Origin of the sequence: Posidoniimonas corsicana, assembly GCF_007859765.1 — a bacterium.
Lineage (GTDB): Bacteria > Planctomycetota > Planctomycetia > Pirellulales > Lacipirellulaceae > Posidoniimonas > Posidoniimonas corsicana.
The window spans coordinates 220,729-240,032 of the sequence record NZ_SIHJ01000005.1 but is presented as its reverse complement, the minus strand read 5'-3'; the positions used below and the strand labels follow the sequence as shown (position 1 = coordinate 240,032).

Here is a 19,304-nt window from a genome sequence, read left to right as displayed (position 1 = left end):
GTCCAGCAGCCGACAGATCCCCTCGGATGACCGGCGTGAGTGCAGGTCTTGAGATCGGCTAGCCGGCGGAGTTGTTCTGCCGGCTAGTCAATTGGGGCCGAGGGACGCTTGCTGCGGAGCCGGCGTTTCTCCCGCAGTGTCTGGTCGAAGAGCATCTGGTGCAACGGAGACCGATCCGAAAAGCTCATCATGGCCGTTGCATCGCCCAGGAAGTTGACCGCCTCAAACGGGAAGTAGCCCCGTTCGGCGCCGATTGTTCTCACTGCCTGTTTGGCGGGGACCAGTCGGAAGAGTTTCCGGTACTCGATAATCGCCGAGCGAAGATCGCGGTACCTGATCGTGGCGACCTCTCTCTCGGCGAACGTCGCAGAGGGCCCCACTGGGCAGACAAACTGGCAGTACACCAGGCCGTCAACGATGGGCGACTCGCCCTCACCGCCGGCGCCGATCAAGCGAAGCTCGCGGCCCTCTCGCTTCGCGAACACCAGCACCCGTTGCCCGGCCGAGTACTCCGACCAACGCCACGCGCACGGCCAGTCCCGAAACCGCTTGATCCTTACCCCGTTGTTTCTTGCCTCGCCAACGACGAGGTCTTCGACTTCGAGCAGGAACGTCTGATCGTCGACTTCTTTGATGCTCCCTGCCGCGATCAGGTCGGCCTGACCAATCAACTCGTAGAGATGGGTCGACGCGTAGTCGCCCCATGCGTCGGAAGCAAGGAGTCCTGCCAGTAGAACTGAAAGAAGAAACCTACCCATTGAACTGCTCCGTCGGCGTGTCACGGGAGCGGGGATGCGATCTAACTCACCGCATCGTAGCAGTTCCAGAGCGTTTGGGCCAACACGGCTGAGTTGGCTAGATGGTTAGCTTGTGCGGCCCGCTACACCCCCGCCCGCACCGCTTCACGCTTCGCCACCAGCGCCCGCACGTGCTCGATGTCGTCCTTCGGCGTGGCGCTGATCAGCTTGCGGGTGTACTCTTCTTTGGGGTTGTTGTAGATGTTCTCGGACGGGCCGAACTCGACGATGCGGCCGCCCTTGTCGCCGTCCTCCAGCGTGATCGGCTGCATCACGGCCATCATGTCGGCCATGAACTTCACCACGCTCAGGTCGTGGCTGATGAAGATGTACGTCAGACCGCGGTCCTCCTGCAGCTTCTTCAGCAGGTTGAGCACCTGCGCCTGGACCGACACGTCGAGCGCCGAGACCGACTCGTCGCAGATGATGAACTCCGGCTCCACGGCCAGCGCCCGGGCGATGCAGATCCGCTGCCGCTGGCCGCCGGAGAACTCGTGCGGGTAGCGGCTGAGGTGGTCGCCCGACAGGCCGACCTCCTCCAGCAGCGTGGCGGCGCGGTCGCGGCGGTCGGCCTTGCCGGCGCCGAGCTTCTGGATGACCATCGGCTCGGTGATCGCGGCGCCGACCGTCATCCGCGGGTTCAGCGAGCCGTAGGGGTCCTGGAAGATGATCTGCATCTGGCCCCGCATGCGGCGGAGCTCGCCGCCCGACAGGCCGGCCAGGTCGACGCCGTCGTACAGCACGCGGCCGCCGGTCGGCTCGATCAGCCGCAGGATCGCGCGGCCGGTGGTGGTCTTGCCGCAGCCCGACTCGCCCACCAGGCCGAGCGTCTGGCCGCGGTACACGTTGAACGAGACGCCGTCCACCGCCTTGACGTGGCCCACGGTGCGGGACAGCACGCCGCGGCGGATCGGGAAGTACACCTCTAGGTCCTTGACCTCCAGCAGCGGCCTGATCCCCTCATCGACGGTGGTCGTGTCGGGCGGGTGGTGGCCCTCGCTCCACGGGTGGCCGATCGCCTGCAGCTCGCTCTTGGGGCTCAGCAGCCGGCCGCGGCCGTGGGTCTTGAGCTCATTGAGCCGCTCCTCGGTGAGCTGCTTCTCGATGATGGTGAGCTTGCCGTCCTCGACCCGGCTCTCCATGAAGTCCTGCACGGTGGGCAGCAGCCGGTAGGGCGTTTCCAGCTTCGGGCGGCACGCCAGCAGGCCCTTGGTGTAGGGGTGCTGCGGCGCCTCGAACATCTGCAGCACGGGGCCGTACTCGACCATCTCGCCGCGGTACATGACGAGCACGTCGTCGGCGATCTCGGCGATTACGCCCAGGTCGTGCGTGATGAACAGGATCGACATGCCGCGCGTGTCGCGCAGGCGGCGGAGGATGTCGAGGATCTGCGCCTGGATCGTGACGTCCAGCGCCGTGGTCGGCTCGTCGGCGATCAGCAGCTGCGGGTCGCAGGAGAGCGCCATGGCGATCATCACGCGCTGCTTCTGCCCGCCGGACATCTGGTGGGGGTAGCTGTCGACGCGGACCTCGGGGTCGGGGATGCCGACCTCGTCGAACAGCTCGATGGTGCGGCGCCGCGCGTCGGCCTTCGAGAGGCCCTGGTGCAGGATGATCGCCTCGGCCACCTGGCTGCCGACCGTGAATACGGGGTTCAGCGAGGTCATCGGCTCCTGGAAGATCATGCTGATCTCCGAGCCGCGGATCTTGCGCATCTCCGGCTCCGGGAGGCCGACCAGGTCCTTCCCGAGGAACGAGATGTGCCCCGACTCGATCTCGGCGCTCGAAGCCAGCAGCCGCATGATCGACAATGATGTGACCGACTTGCCCGAGCCGCTCTCGCCCACGATGCCCAGCGTGCGACCGGGCTCCACCCGGAACGAGACGTCGTCCACCGCGCGGACGACCCCCTCGTCGGTGTGGAAGTAGGTGCGGAGGTTTTGGATGTCGATGACGGGCGGCATTGCGGGGTCCGGGTTCCGGGTATCGGGTCTCGGCTATTGTGACCGACCAGCTTGCGGGCAGAAACCTCTCTTCCGGAACCCGAAACCCGGGTCCCGCAACCCGCGCTAGTGCCCCGCCTGTTTGAGCCGCGGGTCGGTCGCCTCCTGCAGGCCCTCGCCAATGAGGTTGTAGGCCAGCACGGTGAGGAAGATGGCGGCGCCGGGGTACAGGATCAGCCACCAGGTCTCTTGGATGGCGGTGCGGCCGGACTGCAGCAGCGTGCCCCAGCTGGGGTTGGGGGGCGAGGCGCCGAAGCCCAGGTAGCTGAGCCCGGCCTCGGTCAGGATGGCCGACGCGATGCCGAACGAGATGGGCACCAGCACCGGCGCCAACGCGTTGCGGAGCACGTGTCGCGTCATGATCCGCGGCCGGCTGGCGCCGATCGCCCTGGCGGCCGTGACGAACTCCATCTGCTTGATCTTGAGGAACTCCGCCCGGGTAAGCCGCGCGATGCCGGTCCAGCCGGTCACGCCGATCACGGTCATCAGGTGGAAGTTGCTGACCTTGTCTAGCAGCGCGACCAGCGCGAGGATCAGCACCAGCGAGGGGATGCACATCACGACCTCGATCAGCCGGCTGAGCAGGATGTCCACCCACCCGCCGAGGTAGCCGGCCAGCGCGCCGACCGTGATGCCGATCGCGGCGGCGATGCTCATTGAGATGATGCCGACCGACAACGCCGTCTGCGCGCCGTGCACCATCGACGCGAACACGTCGAACCCCTGCTGGTTGGTCCCGAACAAGTTCTGGCTGCTCGGCTTGCCGTCGACGCCCGAGGGGTTCTCTTGGCGGTCCTCCCAGCCCTTGGCGTAACGCCACTCGCGTTCGCCCTCGGCGTTGCGTTCTTGCACGGCGAAGTCGCGGGTGCGGATCCGGCGGTACGGGTCCTGGTAGACCAGCGGCCAGACGGCCCAGCTTTCGGGGTCGTTCTCCTGCAGCATGATCGGGTAGCGGTTGAGCACCCGGTCCTTGCGGAAGATTGGGTTTTCCCACCCTCGGCTGTAGTAGCCCATTACGGGGAAGTAGACGTTCCCCTTATAGCTGCAGACAATCGGCTTGGTGCCGGCGATGAACGGGGCCAGCAGCGCCACCAGCGCCAATAAGCAGACGTACGCCAACGCCAGCATCGGCAGCTTCTGCTGTCGGAATCGGCGCCAGGACTCGAGCCAGAAGCCGGGCGATTTCTTGGGTTTGTCCGTCATGCGATTCGCGAGGGCGGCCCGGCTAGGAGTACGTGACGCGGGGGTCGACCACCGCGTACAGCAGGTCGGCCAGCAGCTGCCCGGCCAGCGTCAGCACGCTGAACATCAGCGTCAGCCCCATGATGGTGTCGTAGTCGCGCTGCTGGATCGACTCGAAGTACAGCCGGCCCATGCCGGGCCAGACGAAGATCTGCTCCAGGATCACCGCGCCCGACAGCAGCGACGGCAGCGTCAGCCCCAGCAGCGTGACCAGCGGGATCAGCGTGTTGCGGAACGCGTGCTTCCACAGCACCGCGGTGCGGCCCACGCCCTTGGACCGGGCCGTGCGGATGTAGTCTTGGCGGATCACCTCCTGCATGTTCGCCCGGATGAACCGCGAGTAGTACGCCAGCGACGCGTACGTGAAGCAGGCGATCGGCATCGCCGCGTGCAGCATGATGTCCCACGCCTTGCCGGCGGTGGAGAGCTGCGAGTAGTTGTCGGAGGTCAGCCCGTACAGCGGCAGCCAGCCCAGCTTCACGTAGAACAGCAGCTGCAGGTAGAGCGCCGCCACGAACGACGGCAACGAGTACAGTCCGTACAGCACCGTGCTGACCGTGCGCTCGGCGAGCGTGCCGCTCTTGGCCGTGGCCCACAGCCCCAACGGGATCGACAGCACGTAGGTCAGCAGCAGCGAAGTGACCGACAGCAGCAGCGTGGCCGGCGCCCGCTCGGCGATCAGCGAGAGGACCGGCTTGTTGTTCCTGGGGATGCTGCTGCCGAAGTCGAGCTGGACCGCGTTGCCGAACCACTTCCAGTATCCCACGTGCCACGGCTTGTCGATGCCGTAGAGCTTCTCGAGCCGCGCGATCTCCGCGGGCGAGATCTGGCGGTTCGGGTCCATCATCGCCGGGTCGGTTGTGAGCGGCGTGCCCGGCATGAACCGGATCAGCCCGTACACGACGAACGTCACCAGCCAGAGCGTGAGCAGCGCGATGCCGATGCGGCGGATCAGGTAGTTGAGCATGAAGCCAGCGGCAGACGGCGGTGGGCGACTCGGGGCGGCGCGGACGGTCGGCGGGGGCTACGGGGTCGCCTCGGGCGACCACACGCTGCCGAATCCCGGGCTGTACCCGAACGGCCCCCGCGGGCTGAAGTTGTAGCCGCGGAGCTTCTTGTTGAAACCGTAGAAGCTGCTGCGGTAGAACAGCCAGGTGTAGGGCTGGTCCTCCCACAGCTGCATGTGGATGTCGGCGTAGATCTTCGCCCGCTTCTCGCTGTCGAACTCGCGCTTGCCCTGATCGAACAGCTCGTCGACGCGCTCGCTGGAGTAGTTGCCGTAGTTGCGTCCCTCGCCGGTGCCGAAGATGTTCTGGTTGGTGAACGGGTCGGTGCCGGTGCCCCAGCCCGCCATCATCGCCTCGAACTCATGGTTGCGGGACTTCTCCTGCATGACGGTGAACTCGGTCGGCTTCACGTTGCAGACGATGCCCAACAGGTCCAGGCACTCCTTCATCAAGGTGGCGGTCTTGATGCCGGTCTCGGTGGTGTAGGTCGTGAGGGTGAACTCGAAGGGGCGGCGGCGGCCGTTGATCTCCTTGTCGAGGATGCCGTCGCCGTCGGTGTCCTCCCAGCCCGCCTCGGCCAGGAGCTGCTGCGCCTTCTCCAGGTCCTGCTTTACCGGCTCCGGGCCGTCCTTGGGGAACATCCACGCGTCGGGGTGGTAGTTGCCGCGCGACTGCTCGTACAGGCCGTAGCAGATGGTTTCGAGCAGCTCCTCGTAGTCCATCGCGTAGGTCATGGCCCAGCGGACGTTCTTGTCTTCGAAGAACGTCGACTCGACGTTCCAGATGAAGTGGAACTCGACCCACTCGGTGTCGTACACCTTGGTGTTCCGCTGGTAGAAGTCGTCCCCGTTAGTCTGCGTGACCCACTGCTCGGGGCGGAGCTCCATCTGGTCGATGTCGCCCGACTTGAGCGCCAGCAGCGCCGTGTTGAAGTCGTCGATCTGGTTCACGCGGACGGTCTTGAAGTAGGGCTTGTCGCGTACCTGCTCGCCGTCGTGCATGTAGTAGTCTTCGCGGCGCTCCAGCACGAACTCCTGTCCGCGGGTCCGCTTTACCAGCTTGTAGGGGCCGGAGACCACCGGGTCGTCCTCCAGGCGGCTGTGCTCCTTGCTGCGGGCCAGCGTCGGATCGTCCGGGATGGTCTTCTCGTAGACGTGCTTCGGGATCAGCGAGATCTGCATGTTCTCGGTGTTGGTCGGCAGCGACTCCTTGTGGAAGATCACCAGCGTGTGGTCGTCGTACGCCTTCACCCACTTCAGCTCATCCACGCCGGAGCGGACCGCCGGGACGACGACCGCCTCGGTCATCGTGGCCTGGAAAGAGAACTCGTAGTCGTGCGCGGTGACCGGCGTGCCGTCCGACCAGAAGACGTCGTCGCGGAGGACGAACTTGTCCACCATCTTGTCTTCGCTGGTCTGCCAGCTCTTGACGGTCTCGATCGTGGCGAACCACTCGAAGTTCTTGTCGAAAGAGAGGATCCCGCTGTTGGTCAGGCTCTGGTACTCAAACTCCGTGACGCTGCTCGCGGAGAGCGGGTTGGTGCTTTTGAGGTCGCCGCCGACATGGCGGGTGACCGACGCGTTGTAGTTGACGCCCGAGCCGTCTTCGGGGGCGAGCTGGCCGAGCGCCGCGCGCATCCTGGCGTTCGTCTCGGGTGAGTCGTTCCTGAGCTTCAGCGCCTCGTCGGCGGTGATCTCCGGCTTGCCCTGTTCGGCCAGCAGCTCCCGCATCACCTTCAGCCCGTCGCGCACCGGGCGGTCCTGCCAGTTAGCGGTAGCGTCGACCTCTTCCAGCGATGGCGGGTCGAACGGCTCGATCAGGTCGCCGAGCTTGAACGGTTTGGTCGGCTCGGCGGCCTCGGCTTTTTCGGCGGAGGGGCCTTCGGTGGAGGAGGAGGTGCAGCCCGCCGAGAGAAGGAGGAGGGCGGAGAACGCGAGAACGCCGCCGGGCAGCAGGCGCGACGGCGTCAGACAGCGGGAGGTCATCGGGGGTTCCGTGTGGTGCGCGAGGGGTGGTCGCTGGGGCGTCGGCCGGGCGTGGCCGCAAACTCCCCCTAAGCGGCGCATGCTATCACGGTCGTTTCCCGCGGGTCAATGACGATTGAACGGCCGCGCGGCGTCGCGGAGCGCACGCGAGAACGGCGCGGGCGGCGGGCGGTCAGCGTGCTAGCAGCCGGTCGACCGCGGCGCCGATGTCCGGCTCGCGCGTCAGCGACTCGCCGACCAGGATCGCGTCGACGCCCGCGGTCGAAAGCAGGCGGACGTCGTCGTTGGTGCGGATGCCGCTCTCACCTACCAGTACGCAATCCGCCGGCGCCTGTTCGCGCATCCGCACGGTGTGCTGCAGGTCGACCTCGAAGGTGTGCAGGTTGCGGTTGTTGACCCCAATCAGCTTGGCGCCCGCCGCTACCACCGACTTCATGTTCTCCGGGTCGTACAGCTCGACCAGCGGTGTGAGGCCGAGCTCGAGTGCGGCGTCGTGCAGCCGGCGGAGCTCGTCGGGCGTCAGGCACTCGGCGATCAGCAGCGCCGCGTCCGCGCCCACGGCCCGGGCCTCGAGCAGTTGGTGCTCGTCGAGGATGAAGTCCTTCCGCAGGCAGGGCAGGCCGACCGCCTCGCGCACGTCCCGCAGGTAGTCGAGACTGCCCTGGAAGTACTGCTGGTCGGTCAGCACGCTCAGGCAGGCAGCGCCGTGGGCCTCGTAGGTCTTGGCGATCGAGACCGGGTCGAAGTCGTCGCGGATCAGCCCGGCCGACGGGCTCGCCTTCTTCACCTCGGCGATCAGCTTAATCGGCCCCGGCGCGGCGAGCGCGGCGAAGAAGTCGCGCACCGGCGGCGCGTCGGCGATCGCCGCGCGGAGCCGGTCCGCGGGCCGGTCGACCTTGGCGCGGGCGATCTCGTCGCGTTTCGTGGCGACGATCTTGTCGAGGATGGTGGGCATGGTGGGTCGGGCTTGTCGTCGGCTCTGCGTGATCGGTTGCTCGTAGCCCCCGGCAGAGCCGGAGGCTGCGGGTCGATTGGCTGTGTTGCCGTTAGGGTGCTTCTCTCTTATGTCGCCAGCACCTTCTGCAGCTCGGCGACGACCGCGTCGGCGTTCAACGCGACGGTGGTCGACTCGCCGGTGCCCAGGTTCTTGACCTGCACCTGGGACTTGGCGAACTCGTCGCCGCCGGCGATCAGGGCGGCCCTGAAGCCCTTCTTGTCGGCGTACTGGAGCTGCTTGCCCAGCTTCTTCGGCTCCGGGTAGACCTCGCAGCCGATGCCCGCGGCGCGGACCTTGGCGGCTAGCTTGAGGTACTCGTTCAGGTGCGAAGCGTCGAACAGCGGGACGAACACGTCGGCCGGCGTTTGGGCGTCGCCCAGCAGCTTGAGCTCCTCCATCGCGGACAGCAGCCGATCGAGCCCGAGCGAGCCGCCGATGCCCGGCAGCTGCTGCTTGGTGTACAGCTCGGCCAGGTTGTCGTAGCGTCCGCCGCTGGCGATGCTGCCGATGCCGGGCAGGTCGTCGAGGGTGGTCTCGAACACCAGGCCGGTGTAATAGTCCAGGCCGCGGGCGATCGACACGTCGATCTTCACGCGGTGGTCCGGCACGCCGGCCGCGGAGACCGCGTGCATCATGTCGTGCGTGCGCCGCAGCGCTGCCTCGCCCGCCTCGTCCGACGCGATCATCGGCTCTACGGCGCTGAGCACCTCGTCGCAGCCGCCGCGGAGCTGAGAGAAGTCGAGGATGGCGGTCGCCTGCTCGTGCGACGCGCCGGCTGCTTCACACAGCTCGGCCTCAACCTTGTCCCAGCCCGCCTTGCCGAGCTTGTCGAGCGCCCGCAGCACGGCGACCGACTTGTCGGCCAGGCCGAGTTGCCGGAGCACCGCGTTGAGGATGCCGCGGTTGTTGACGTGGATGGTGAACTTGTCGAAGCCGATCGCGGAGAGCAGGTCGTTGATGACCAGCAGCGCCTCGATGTCCGAAGCCACGGCGGTCGTGCCGATGGTGTCGAAGTCGCACTGCATGAACTCGCGGTAGCGGCCGCGCTGTGTGTTCTCGCCCCGCCAGACGCTGGCGATGTGGTACCGCTTAAACGGCGTGCCGAGCTGGCCGATGTGCTGCGCCGCGAAGCGGGCGAGCGGCACCGTCAGGTCGAACCGCAGGCCGACGTCCCGCCCGCCGTGGTCCTGGAACCGGTAGAGCTGCTTGTCGGTCTCGTCGGAGCCCTTGCCGGTGAGTACCTCGAGGTACTCGAGCGCCGGCGTGTCGATCGGCGCGAAGCCGAACGAGCGGTAGACCCGCCGCGCGGTCTCGATGAGCCGCTCGCGCGGGATCATCGCCTCGGGCAGGTAATCGCGGAAACCCTTGAGTGTGCGTGGCTGGATCAACGACATGAGCTGAAAAACCACAAAGACACGAAGGCACAAAGACGAACGGCGGGAGGCTGCTCAGCGGCTTCTGCTTGGTGTCTTTGTGCCTTGGTGGTTCTGATGAATGCGTTAGCGGAATCGCTGCCCGCTTGATTTGCCGGGGCCTAACGCCCTCCAGCGGATGCTGGCGTCGCAACCCCGTGTGTGGTCAACCTAGGCCACCACCGCCAGCGGGTCGGGCTTGCGGCTGCGGATATCCTGCCCCTTCTCTTGGAAGCGGGCCTCGGTGTACTCCCACACCTGCTCGTGGGTCTCGAGGTAGAAGTCGTAGGTCCAGTCCTCGTCGTACTCGCAGTTGTCGAAGGTGTAGTCGCGGCAGATCTGCGGGCGGGTTTCGTACACGCCGCAGCGGTAGTCCTTGCCGAGCTTCTCGCAGACCACGTGCACCAGCAGGTACCAGTCCTCGTCTTCCTTGAAGAAGGTGGCCTGCTCGTGCAGCACGATCCAGCGGATGTACTCCATATCGGCCGCCTCGGTGGGCGTCTCGTACGGAACCGCGATGTAATGACAGCACTTGGCCGTGCAGTGTTCGCACAGGTTGCCCCCCTTGGGCAGGTCCTCGCGGCGGATGCGGTTGGTTCCGAAGGCGGGCAGGGTGGACATGGTCGCGTGCTTCCTTTGCTTGATCGTTGCAGGCCGCCTAATCTACCATGCGCGTCGGGGGCACGGAAGATCGCGGCGGGCTCAGCACCCGCCGGGTTACATCCGTCGGAGGCCTGGAGTGAAGCCTGGCAAACGCAAAGAGCATGGCCCCGGGGTCTCCGACGAGGCGTAGCTCGTCGGCTAGGGTGATTCCGCGTTGGGGCCGCAACCCGGATGCGACGCAATTCCTATCAGCCGGACTATGATGACGCTTGCCCGCAGTTTCCCGCCGATTGAGAGCCCGTCAGCGCGGGTGCTGGTGCTGGGATCGATGCCGGGCGTGGCGTCGCTGGAAGTGGGGCAGTATTACGCGCACCCGCGGAACGCCTTCTGGCCGATCATGGGCGAGCTGTTCGGCGCCGGGCCTGATCTGCCGTACGAGCGGCGGACCGAGCGGCTGGCGGCCAGCGGCGTCGCGGTGTGGGATGTGCTGCGTGAGTGCCGCCGTGAGGGGAGCCTGGACACGAGTATTGAGGTCGCGAGCGAGCAGCCGAACGACTTCGGCGGTTTTCTGGCAAGATGCCGCCAGATTGAGCGAATCTACTTCAACGGGCAGAAGGCCGAGACCGCCTTCCTCCGGCACGCGGCGCCGCTGCTCGACAAGACAACGGCCGACAAACTGACGCTCGCCCGCCTGCCGTCGACAAGCCCGGCGCACGCAGGGCGGAGCTTCGCCCAGAAGCTGGCCGAGTGGCGGCGGGTCGCCGAGGGGGTCTAAACTAAGAACCTGGGGAGGGGAAACGATGAACGAGTACGAACCGCACGAGGCGAATCCTTACGAGTCGTCGCACTTTGCGCCCGACGGCGTCACCGACGCCGAGACCAACCAGTGGGCGATGGCGATGCACCTGTCACAGCTGGCGAACTGCGTGCTGCCGCCGGCGGGGTGGATCGCCCCAATCGTGATCTGGCAACTCAAGAAGAACTCGCTCCCCGGCCTGGATGGGCACGGCCGCAATATCGCCAACTGGATCATCAGTTCACTCATCTACACGCTGGTGTCCGCCGCGCTGGTGATGGTGCTGATCGGCGTCCCGATGCTGATCGTGCTCGGGCTGCTCGTGGTGATCTTCCCAATCATAGGCGGCATCAAGGCAAGCGACGGCGACGTGTGGAAGTACCCCGGCGCGTTCCGGATCTTCTAACAAAGATCCAAGCAGCCGACGGATTACATCCGTCGGAGGTCACGGGGAAGAGCCCGTTGCTTGGCTAGTCGCACCACATGTTCTCCGATGGATGTAAGCCATCGGCTACCGGCCGTTGTTGTCCATCCAGGCTTCGCTCTTGCGCAGCAGCCGCAGCACGCTCTCTTCCTGCGTCAGGCGGTGCACCTCGTCCGGCGTGCACCAGCGGACGTCGTTCGACTCGTGCGACACGACAATCGGCGCCGTCGCGTCGGTCGCCAGCAGGAACCGCAGGTCGTGGTGCTCGTGGGCCGGCTCGGTCACCTCGCCCGCGGCGTTGCGGCGTTCCGGGATGAGATGAACATCGATGTCCAGCGGCTCCGGCGAGAGGGCGAAGATGCGCTCGAGCCCTGACTCCTCGGTCGCTTCGCGGATCGCCACCCGCAGCACGTCGGGGTCGCCGTCGGCGTGCCCGCCGGGCTGCAGCCACTTGTCCAGCTTGCGGTGGTGCAGCAGCAGGCACTGGCGCCGGTCGGGCGAGAGCACCCACGCGCTGCCGGTGAGGTGCCCCGGCAGGCAGGTCCGCTCGAAGCAGTCGGCGTGAGCGGCGGCGAGAGCGCGGACACGCTCGACCATGCCGGCTTCGTCGGGGTGTCGGGACTGGTAGCTGTCGAGGAGCGCGAGTAGCGGTTCGTTCATTGGGTGCTGATGACTTGCGATTCAATCTGGCCCCGGGAGTGGATCGTAGCCCCCGGCTCTGCCGGGGGATGATGCCGAGGTTGAGTCGGTTGGTTGCGCTATCCCCCGGCAGAGCCGGGGGCTACGAGTCGAACGGTGCGGGCTTGATCAATCACTTGGATCCCGTCCTACCTACCGCTGCAGATTCCAGCGGTCGTCGCGGTAGTGTTCCGTCGCGAGCCGCTCCATCAACGCCGTGGGGACGTTTGTGAAGTCCTCATCGGCGCCGAAGCCCCGACGGAGCGCGGCGGACAGCGCGTCGGCGTCCGCGGTCAGGTTGGTCAAGAATCGGCCGTGCTCGCGTTGGTCCCGATACTCAGGCTGGCGGGGCGGGTGCTTGAGGTACTTGGCGATGTCCTCGACCGGCAGCCCGTGCATCAGCGTGCCGTGGTACAGCAGCCACCGCCGCGCAACCCGGAGGCTGTTGCCGGAGAACTTCAGCAGGCGGTCGCCGTCGGGCACAACCAGGTCGCTCTGCCCGGCACAACGCACGCCCGGCGCCAATCCGCTCAGGCAACCAATCAGCACGCCCAGCACAAACTGGTGCGCGCGGTCCACGGCGGTCAGCTCGGGGCGCTTCTCCAGGTTCAGCAGCACGGCGTACATCAGGCAGCCGGGACCGGTCAAGATCGTCGCGCCGCCGCTCACCCGCCGCAGCACCGGCACGCCATCGCCGCGGCAGGCCTGCTCGTCGACCTCTTCCGCGACGCGTGACGAACGGCCCAGCACCAGCATCGGTGTGGCCGGCCGCCACACCCGCAGCACCTCGGGGTAGTCGGATTCGGCGCCGGCGGCTTCCAGCAGCGCGTGGTCGAGCGCCAGGTTGTCGGCCGGTTCGTCGCATGTGTGGTCCAGCCAGCGGAGCCCGCGGGGCGCGGCGGGCGGGGGCGTGGTCGGGCAGGGTGCTGTCATGTTTGACGATTGTAGGGGTTGCGCCGTCGGTGGCGTAGCCGGAGTGCGCCGAACCCGTGGGGGCGCCGCTGTGCCCCGCGCGAGTGTCGGTCCACAATGGGTCGGGCGCACAGATTCTCTGAGCGCCCCAACTCGAAACAGGCTTGAATCTTTTTTGCCTGCTAGCAGTTGTACGGGAGGAAATTGATTTGCCGCGACGCGGGTCATGACGCACACTTCCGGCAGGGAAATGAGTCCCTCCGGCGTCCGTGCTCCGCGGCCGCTGTGCTTTTCAAACGGATATACCATTTCGTCGGGTCAATCGAATGTTCAACCGCGTGACTAACTGCGTGCTTGCCCTGGTCATTGGACTGGGCCCCATGAGCGGGCTGCGGCCCGCCCAGGCTCAGTGCTGCGGCCAGGCCTACCGCGTCGAGTGCCAGACCGTCTACGAAGAGAAGCAGGTCACCTGCTACAAGACCGTCAGCGAGACCGTCTGCGAGGAGCGGCAGGTGGTGCGCAAGATCCCGACCTACGAGACCCAGTACCGCCAGCGGACCTACAAGGTCATGAAGCCGGTGCAGGAGACCTCCATGCGCGAGGTCCGCTACACCGTGCAGCGGCCCGTCTACGAGACCCAGTACCGCGACGCCAGCTACAACCAGGTGCGAAACGTGGTGGAGACCTCGTACCGCGACGAGGCCTACACCGTGCAGCGCCCCGTCTGGGAGACCAGCGAGCGCACCGAGCGGTACGTGGTGCAGCGGCCCGTGTGCGAGACCGTCTACCGCCCGCAGGTGCGCACCGTGATGCGTCCGGTCACCACGTACAAGACCGAGTACGTCGACCAGGGCTGCTACGTGAATCAGGTGTCGGTCACGCCGGGCACAACGTCGGGGCCGCGCCTCCGCTGGATGAGCCCGCAGCAGACCGTCGACCCGGCGACCGGCGTCGTGCAGACCGTGCGGCCCGGCCTGGCCTGGGTGAACCAGACCACGCCGCCGCAGCAGACCGTCCAGACGGTCTGGAAGCCGAACGCCGTGGCGGTGCAGAAGCCGGTGGTCTGCATGGTGCCCCAGCAGGTGACCGAGCAGGTGCCCATGCAGGTGCAGCGGATGGTGTCCGAGGTGCAGTGCCGCAAGGTGCCGGTCCGCGTGTGCAAGATGGTCACCGAGCAGCACGTCCGCAAAGTGCCCGTTCAGACCTGCCGCCAGGTGGTGGAGCGGATCGAGCGGCAGGTGCCGGTGCGGGTCTGCAAGATGGTCTGCGAAGAACGCGTCTGCCAGGTGCCCCACACCACCTGCAAGATGGTGTGCGAGGAGCGCGTGGAGAACATCCCCGTGCGGGTCTGCAAGATGGTGGAGCGGGTTGAGACCGTCCGCACCCCCCGCGTGATCACCAAGAAGGTGCCGGTCACCTACACCTACAAGGTGCCCCGCACGGTCACCTACCGTGTGCCGATCGAGGAGCCGTGCTGCGCCGCCGTCGAGCCGGCGACCGCCGATCGACTGGCGATGGCCGACTGAGGCGGCGCAGGCCGTGGCGTACTGCGTGCGTTGCCCGGCGGCGGCTAGCCCTCGAGCGTTGTGTCGAGCGTGATCTTGGTGTCCAGCAGCTTCGACACCGGGCAGCCCGCTTTGGCCTTGTCGGCGAGCTCGTCGAACTTCGCTTGGTCGGCGCCCGGGACTTTCCCCTTGAGCGTCAGGTGCACCGACGTGATCGCGAACCCGCCATCGACCTGCTCGAGCATCACATCTGCGGTGGTGTTGAGCTGGTCGGCTGTCAGGCCGGCCTCGCCCAGGATCTTCGACAGCGCCATGGTGAAGCAGCTCGCGTGGGCGGCGCCGATCAGCTCTTCAGGGTTGCTGCCACGCTGACCCTCAAAGCGGGCGGCGAAGCCGTACGGGTAACTAGACAGGGCGCCGCTCTCGGTAGAGATCTCGCCGCGGCCGTCCTTGAGCCCGCCTTGCCACGCGGCCGAGCCCTTGCGTTTAATCTTCATGGTCGCTCCTTGTGCTGAGTTCTGACGTGGGAATCGCCTGGCCGGGAAGTATTGCCGGCCGGCGACCGAAATCAATCACCGCCCGGCCGACGATTGACTTCTCGCCGCCGCTGCGCGACACTGCAGGGCTTCTCAGCACCCCGCAGCGAAGTCAGCACGGATGACGCTTCCTTTCCCCACCGCCGAGGACGCCGCGCCGGACCCGGCCGCCCGCTACACGGCCACGATGCTCGCCCGAATCACCGGCGCCACGCCCGACGCCGTCCGCAGGTGGACCCGCCGGGGCTACCTGCAGGCCGAGGCCGACCACGGCGGGTCGGTCGCCTACAGCTTTGTCGAGGCCCGCGTCGCCCAGGTGCTGGCCCAGATGACCGCGGCCGGGATGTCGCTCGGCCAGGTCGACCGAGTTGTCGACCGCCTGGCCGAGTCCGCCCCCGCCGGCTGCCGGCCGCTGGCCGAGTGGGACATCTCGCCGCGCGGCGACACCGTGGTGGTGCACGCCGCCGGCCAGACCCGGGACGCGGGCGGCCAGTTGCTGATCGAGTTCGACCGCCCCGCCGAGCCGGACCACCCGCACGAGGCCCACCGCGCAGTGCTGCTGCCGTTCTGCCCGGAGGACGACTCCGACGAACCACTCGCGTTCAACGCCAACGACATCCGCGACGAGGCGACCGAACTGCTCGAGCAGGGCGACTGCCTGCTCGCCGAGCAGATGTACCGTTCGGTGCTGCTCTCGGGCGAGGGCGAGCCGCTCGACCACCTTGCGCTCGGCGAGTGCCTGTACCGCCGGGGCGACCTGGCCGCGGCCCGCGAACGCTTCGCGGTCTGCCTGGAGCAGGAGCCGGACTGCCTGGCCGCACGGCTCAGCCTGGGGAGCGTGTACCAGGAGCTGGGCGAGTGGGAGCTGGCCGCCGGCGCGCTGGAGGGCGTGCTGTCCCAGTCGCCCGAGTGCCCCGACGCGCTGATCCCGCTCGCCGAGACCTACGACCGCCTGGGCCGCACCGACGAGGCGCAGGACCTGCGTCGCCGGCTGCTCCGCTTCGCGCCCGACGGGCCGTGGGCCGACGAGGCCCGCGCGCGGCTCGCCGACGCCGGCGCAGCTTCCGCGGAGGACCCGCAACGCGGCCCCGTGGTTGAAAATCCCGACCAGTCCCCTATTCTGCAGGGGTCGTGACCCCGGTCGGCGCCGCACGGGCGGTCACAAGGCGGGGCAACTGACGGTGGACTGGACCGCGTATGGGTGACATTCTCTTCCGGTACGAACGGGTCAACCCCACGACGTGGGCGTACCTGTCGTCGCTGCTGTCGATCGCGCTGTTCTTCAAGTTCAACCGCTTCTGGAGCGTGCGCAACTTCGACCTGCTGCTGGTTATCCTGCTCGCCCCCGGGCTGCTCTGCATCAAGCTGGGCCTGGAGCAGAACGCCACCGGCGGCGACGGCTACGGCATCGAGATGTTCGGCTACATCTGGCTGTTCTCGGTCAACGCGATGCTGCTGCTGCGGATGCTGCTCGACGCGGCGATGGTGCGTCGGCCGCTGCTGGAGTCCAACCTCACCGTGGGCGGCCTCAGCTTCCTGACGGTTTCGCTGCTGCTGTTCCTCACGGCCAACGTCATCAACGGCGACCCGGAGCGGGCCGACGTCTTCGCCGCGCAGCGGGCGGAGCACGTCCGCAAGGTCGAGACCTCCAAGGTCGAGGCCGACACGCTCGACACCCACGGGCCCGGCTTCACGCTGTTCTTCTTCCTGCCGCACATCTCGACCCAGACGGTGCTGGGCGACCGCGCGCCCGACCCGCCCACGGTACCGGTGGTCGAGGAGCAGCCCGGCGACGGCCAGCCGGACGCCGCCGCGCCCACGGCGCCGCCCGCGTCGACCGCGCAGGAGGTGACCGCCAAGATCATGGCGATCTTCTCGCAGATGATGATCGTGCTGGGCATCGTGCTGGTGGCCGCCCGGCACTTCGACAACCTGCGGATGGGCATCGCCGCCGCGACGCTCTACCTGATGCTCCCCTACACGGCGATGTGGACCGGCGCCGTGACCCAGGCGCTGCCCGGCGCGCTCTTGGTGTGGGCCGTGCTGTGGTACCGCCGGCCGCTGGTGTCGGGCGCGTTGATCGGCGCGCTGTGCGGCAGCATCTACTACCCCATCTTCCTGATGCCGCTGTGGATCGCGTTCTACTGGAACCGCGGCCTGGCGAGGTTCCTGATCGGCTTCGCGGTGTCAATCCTGGCGCTGGTGATCGTGCTGCTGTTCACCTCGTTCGACATCAGCGGCTTCCAGCCCGAGACCTTCGGCAACCGGCTCAAGCAGATGTTCGGCCTGTTCCTCCCCCGCATGGACGAGCAGGACGGCGTCTGGCACTACTGGAACCCGGTGTACCGGCTGCCGGTGATCATGGCGTTCCTCTGCCTGAGCATGAGCTTCCTGGTGTGGCCCTCGCAGAAGAACCTCGGCACGCTGCTTTCCTGCTCGGCGGCGCTGATGATCGGCACGCAGTTCTGGCACGCCCACTCGGGCGGCATGGCGCTGGCGTGGTGCCTGCCGGTGATGCTGCTGACCATCTTCCGGCCCAACCTCGAGGACCGCGTCGCGGTTGACGTGGTGTACGGCAGCCGCTGGACCCGCAAGGCGGGCTGACGGCGGCGCCCGTTAGCTCGCCGCGAAGTCGCCTGGGCTGGTCCCCAGGTCGACGATGCTGCACGCCACGATCGGCCGCAGGCCGAGCTGCTCCGCCCGCTCCACCACCTCCGGCGCGTCGGCGCCCGGGTTAAGCCAGAACTCGCGGCAGCCCTTCGCGGCGATCTCCTCCAGCAGCCCCAGCGTCACGTGGGGCGGCAGGTACACGCTCACGCGGTCCAGGTCCTCGACCGGCACCTCGGCCAGGGTCGGGTAGACGGTCAGGCCCTCGATCTGGCCCCCCTTGGGGTTCACGGGGTAGACGTCGTACCCCTGGTCGAGGTGCGCACGCACCGATTTGTTGCCGTACTTCGAACGGTCGCTGCTGGCGCCAAGGATCGCGACGGTGGGCTTAGACATGGGGGGACTCGGTCGGTTGCGTGGTGCGTTGCCCCAGGAATACAGCTGCCGCGCGCGGACGGCTACAGGTCACGCCGCAGGTCCACCACGTTGGTGGTGGTGCGGTTGGCCAGCCACCGGCGCCAGGCCTTCTTGTCGAAGCCAAAGTTCTCGCCGGTGAGCTCCACCAACGCGGTCCGCACGTCGGGGTTCTTGAGCTGGACTTTCTTGACCGGCGCCTTGCCGCCGCCGAAGGAAAACCCGCCGCGTGAGTCCATCGAGTACGTGTCCTGCGGCGTGTCTACGCCCATCTTGAACTCGTGCGTGGTGATCAGCGCCGTGATCAGGGCGCCGAGCGTCTCCTGCGAGCCCAACGCCCGCAACGCGTTGCCCGCGCGATTCACAATCTGGTTCTGCTTGCTCTTGAGCGCCTTGGTGTAGATCTCGGCCAGGCCGGGACGGCGGGCCTCCACCAGATGCTCCAGGCACTGCTGCCGCACCTCGTGACGCGGCGAGTTGAGCGACAGCGTGGCCAGCGCCTGCACGGTGGCCGGGTGTTCGATCCGCGCCGCGGTGGCGATCAGCAGGTCCTGCACGTCGAGGTTCGTTTCGGACTCGAGCATCCGCACCAGTGCGCCGGCGGCGGCCGGGTCACGGAGCCCCTTAAACTTGTCGGCGGCGGCCATCGACTCCTGCGGCTTTGACGAGCCCAGGTCGCGCCGCCAGCGGGCGAGCTGCTTCCGCCAGTTCACCGCGGCCTCGGTCCCGCGCTTCGATCGCTCCAGCAGCTCGATCTCCTGACGCGTGCGGAAGCTCCCCTCGTAGCGGAACATGCCGCGCGACGCCATCAGCTCGTCGCGGGTCATCCACTTGCCGCGGTGCCGGCTGTAGCCCAGTTTGCGTCGGGCCTCGGTGTGGTTGGGGTCGAGCTCGATCACCCGCGCGGTGTGCGCGTCGGCCTCCGCGGTCAGGCGGTTGGTGCGGCACCACTCGGCCAGCTCCCAGTTGGCCTCGGCCGTGTCGGGCACGGTGGCGGCGCGGCGGTGGTACTTCTCGCCCTCGGCCGAACGCGGGACCGTGCGGCGGACGTCCGAGCGGTTGAGCGTCACGCGACCGCCGTTGGCCAGGCTGACCACAATCTTGCCGCGGTCTTGGTTCTGGTCGTCGATGGTCCCCTCGATCCGGCCGCCGCTCTCCAGCTCCACAACGTCGGCGCGGGCCGCGGTGGGCAACCAGGCCAGGGCGAGGACGGCGAACGTAAGGCGGGCGGAGGGCAAGGCGTGCATCGGGGGAGGGGGCCCGGGGGCAGCTCGTGGGGGAGCCGGGCGTGTTCTATTATAAGGGCCCGCGGCGGCGGCTGGCGACTATTTCGGCGGCGGCCGTTCGTTGCAATCGGTAGATCCGTCGTAGCTATTCCCCGCCAGA

The 19,304-nt window shown here is 67.4% G+C and carries 18 protein-coding genes; 5 read left to right on the top strand and 13 right to left on the bottom strand.

Annotated elements, in window-relative coordinates; all coding sequences use genetic code 11:
* Positions 1-83: 83 nt before the first annotated feature.
* The 8 genes from KOR34_RS24285 to KOR34_RS24250 all read right to left on the bottom strand — a co-directional run bounded on the left by KOR34_RS24285 (position 84) and on the right by KOR34_RS24250 (position 10,064).
* Positions 84-758 (bottom strand): hypothetical protein, encoded by a 675-nt coding sequence (locus tag KOR34_RS24285; RefSeq protein WP_146568725.1) that lies wholly within the window; start codon positions 756-758, stop codon positions 84-86.
* A 122-nt stretch (positions 759-880) separates the two neighbouring features.
* A complete protein-coding gene (locus tag KOR34_RS24280) occupies positions 881-2,761 on the bottom strand; it encodes an ABC transporter ATP-binding protein (RefSeq protein ID WP_146568724.1) in 1,881 nt (626 codons plus the stop codon).
* A gap of 105 nt (positions 2,762-2,866) precedes the next feature.
* Positions 2,867-4,003: an ABC transporter permease gene (locus tag KOR34_RS24275; protein WP_146568723.1), complete on the bottom strand. Its 1,137-nt coding sequence runs from the start codon at positions 4,001-4,003 to the stop codon at positions 2,867-2,869.
* Positions 4,004-4,025: 22 nt separating this feature from the next.
* Positions 4,026-5,009, bottom strand: a complete 984-nt coding sequence (locus KOR34_RS24270; protein WP_146568722.1) for an ABC transporter permease — start codon at positions 5,007-5,009, stop codon at positions 4,026-4,028.
* A 57-nt stretch (positions 5,010-5,066) separates the two neighbouring features.
* Positions 5,067-7,034 (bottom strand): ABC transporter substrate-binding protein, encoded by a 1,968-nt coding sequence (locus KOR34_RS24265; protein ID WP_146568721.1) that lies wholly within the window; start codon positions 7,032-7,034, stop codon positions 5,067-5,069.
* Between the two features lie 172 nt (positions 7,035-7,206).
* Complete coding sequence (gene trpC / locus KOR34_RS24260) at positions 7,207-7,989, bottom strand: indole-3-glycerol phosphate synthase TrpC (protein ID WP_146568720.1); 783 nt, start codon at positions 7,987-7,989, stop codon at positions 7,207-7,209.
* Between the two features lie 107 nt (positions 7,990-8,096).
* A complete protein-coding gene (gene hisS / locus KOR34_RS24255) occupies positions 8,097-9,419 on the bottom strand; it encodes a histidine--tRNA ligase (protein ID WP_146568868.1) in 1,323 nt (440 codons plus the stop codon).
* A 195-nt stretch (positions 9,420-9,614) separates the two neighbouring features.
* Positions 9,615-10,064 (bottom strand): YkgJ family cysteine cluster protein, encoded by a 450-nt coding sequence (locus KOR34_RS24250; RefSeq protein WP_146568719.1) that lies wholly within the window; start codon positions 10,062-10,064, stop codon positions 9,615-9,617.
* 244 nt (positions 10,065-10,308) lie between these two features.
* On the opposite strand from KOR34_RS24250, the gene KOR34_RS24245 reads away from it, so the two are divergent.
* Positions 10,309-10,821 (top strand): DNA-deoxyinosine glycosylase, encoded by a 513-nt coding sequence (locus KOR34_RS24245; RefSeq protein ID WP_146568718.1) that lies wholly within the window; start codon positions 10,309-10,311, stop codon positions 10,819-10,821.
* A gap of 25 nt (positions 10,822-10,846) precedes the next feature.
* Positions 10,847-11,248, top strand: coding sequence for a DUF4870 domain-containing protein (locus KOR34_RS24240; RefSeq protein ID WP_146568717.1), 402 nt, complete (start codon positions 10,847-10,849; stop codon positions 11,246-11,248).
* 105 nt (positions 11,249-11,353) lie between these two features.
* Here the strand turns inward: KOR34_RS24240 and KOR34_RS24235 are convergent, their stop codons facing one another.
* Positions 11,354-11,926: an NUDIX hydrolase gene (locus KOR34_RS24235; protein ID WP_146568716.1), complete on the bottom strand. Its 573-nt coding sequence runs from the start codon at positions 11,924-11,926 to the stop codon at positions 11,354-11,356.
* A 171-nt stretch (positions 11,927-12,097) separates the two neighbouring features.
* Entirely contained in the window at positions 12,098-12,877 is a 780-nt protein-coding gene (locus KOR34_RS24230; RefSeq protein WP_146568715.1) for a lipoate--protein ligase family protein, read from the bottom strand.
* A 305-nt stretch (positions 12,878-13,182) separates the two neighbouring features.
* Here KOR34_RS24230 and KOR34_RS24225 point away from each other — a divergent pair, with 305 nt between their 5' ends.
* A complete protein-coding gene (locus KOR34_RS24225; RefSeq protein WP_146568714.1) occupies positions 13,183-14,382 on the top strand; it encodes a hypothetical protein in 1,200 nt (399 codons plus the stop codon).
* 44 nt (positions 14,383-14,426) lie between these two features.
* On the opposite strand, the gene KOR34_RS24220 is transcribed toward KOR34_RS24225, so the two are convergent.
* A complete protein-coding gene (locus tag KOR34_RS24220) occupies positions 14,427-14,858 on the bottom strand; it encodes an OsmC family protein (protein WP_197531713.1) in 432 nt (143 codons plus the stop codon).
* Between the two features lie 160 nt (positions 14,859-15,018).
* Here KOR34_RS24220 and KOR34_RS24215 point away from each other — a divergent pair, with 160 nt between their 5' ends.
* Together KOR34_RS24215 and KOR34_RS24210 are read left to right on the top strand one after the other, a co-directional pair.
* Positions 15,019-16,032: a tetratricopeptide repeat protein gene (locus KOR34_RS24215; RefSeq protein WP_146568713.1), complete on the top strand. Its 1,014-nt coding sequence runs from the start codon at positions 15,019-15,021 to the stop codon at positions 16,030-16,032.
* Positions 16,033-16,094: 62 nt separating this feature from the next.
* Positions 16,095-17,501, top strand: a complete 1,407-nt coding sequence (locus KOR34_RS24210) for a hypothetical protein (RefSeq protein ID WP_146568712.1) — start codon at positions 16,095-16,097, stop codon at positions 17,499-17,501.
* Between the two features lie 12 nt (positions 17,502-17,513).
* Here the strand turns inward: KOR34_RS24210 and KOR34_RS24205 are convergent, their stop codons facing one another.
* Positions 17,514-17,900 carry a CoA-binding protein gene (locus KOR34_RS24205; protein WP_146568711.1) on the bottom strand — a complete coding sequence of 129 codons (387 nt, stop codon included), beginning with the start codon at positions 17,898-17,900 and terminating at the stop codon, positions 17,514-17,516.
* Between the two features lie 62 nt (positions 17,901-17,962).
* Positions 17,963-19,156 (bottom strand): HEAT repeat domain-containing protein, encoded by a 1,194-nt coding sequence (locus tag KOR34_RS24200; protein ID WP_146568710.1) that lies wholly within the window; start codon positions 19,154-19,156, stop codon positions 17,963-17,965.
* Between the last annotated feature and the right edge of the window lie 148 nt (positions 19,157-19,304).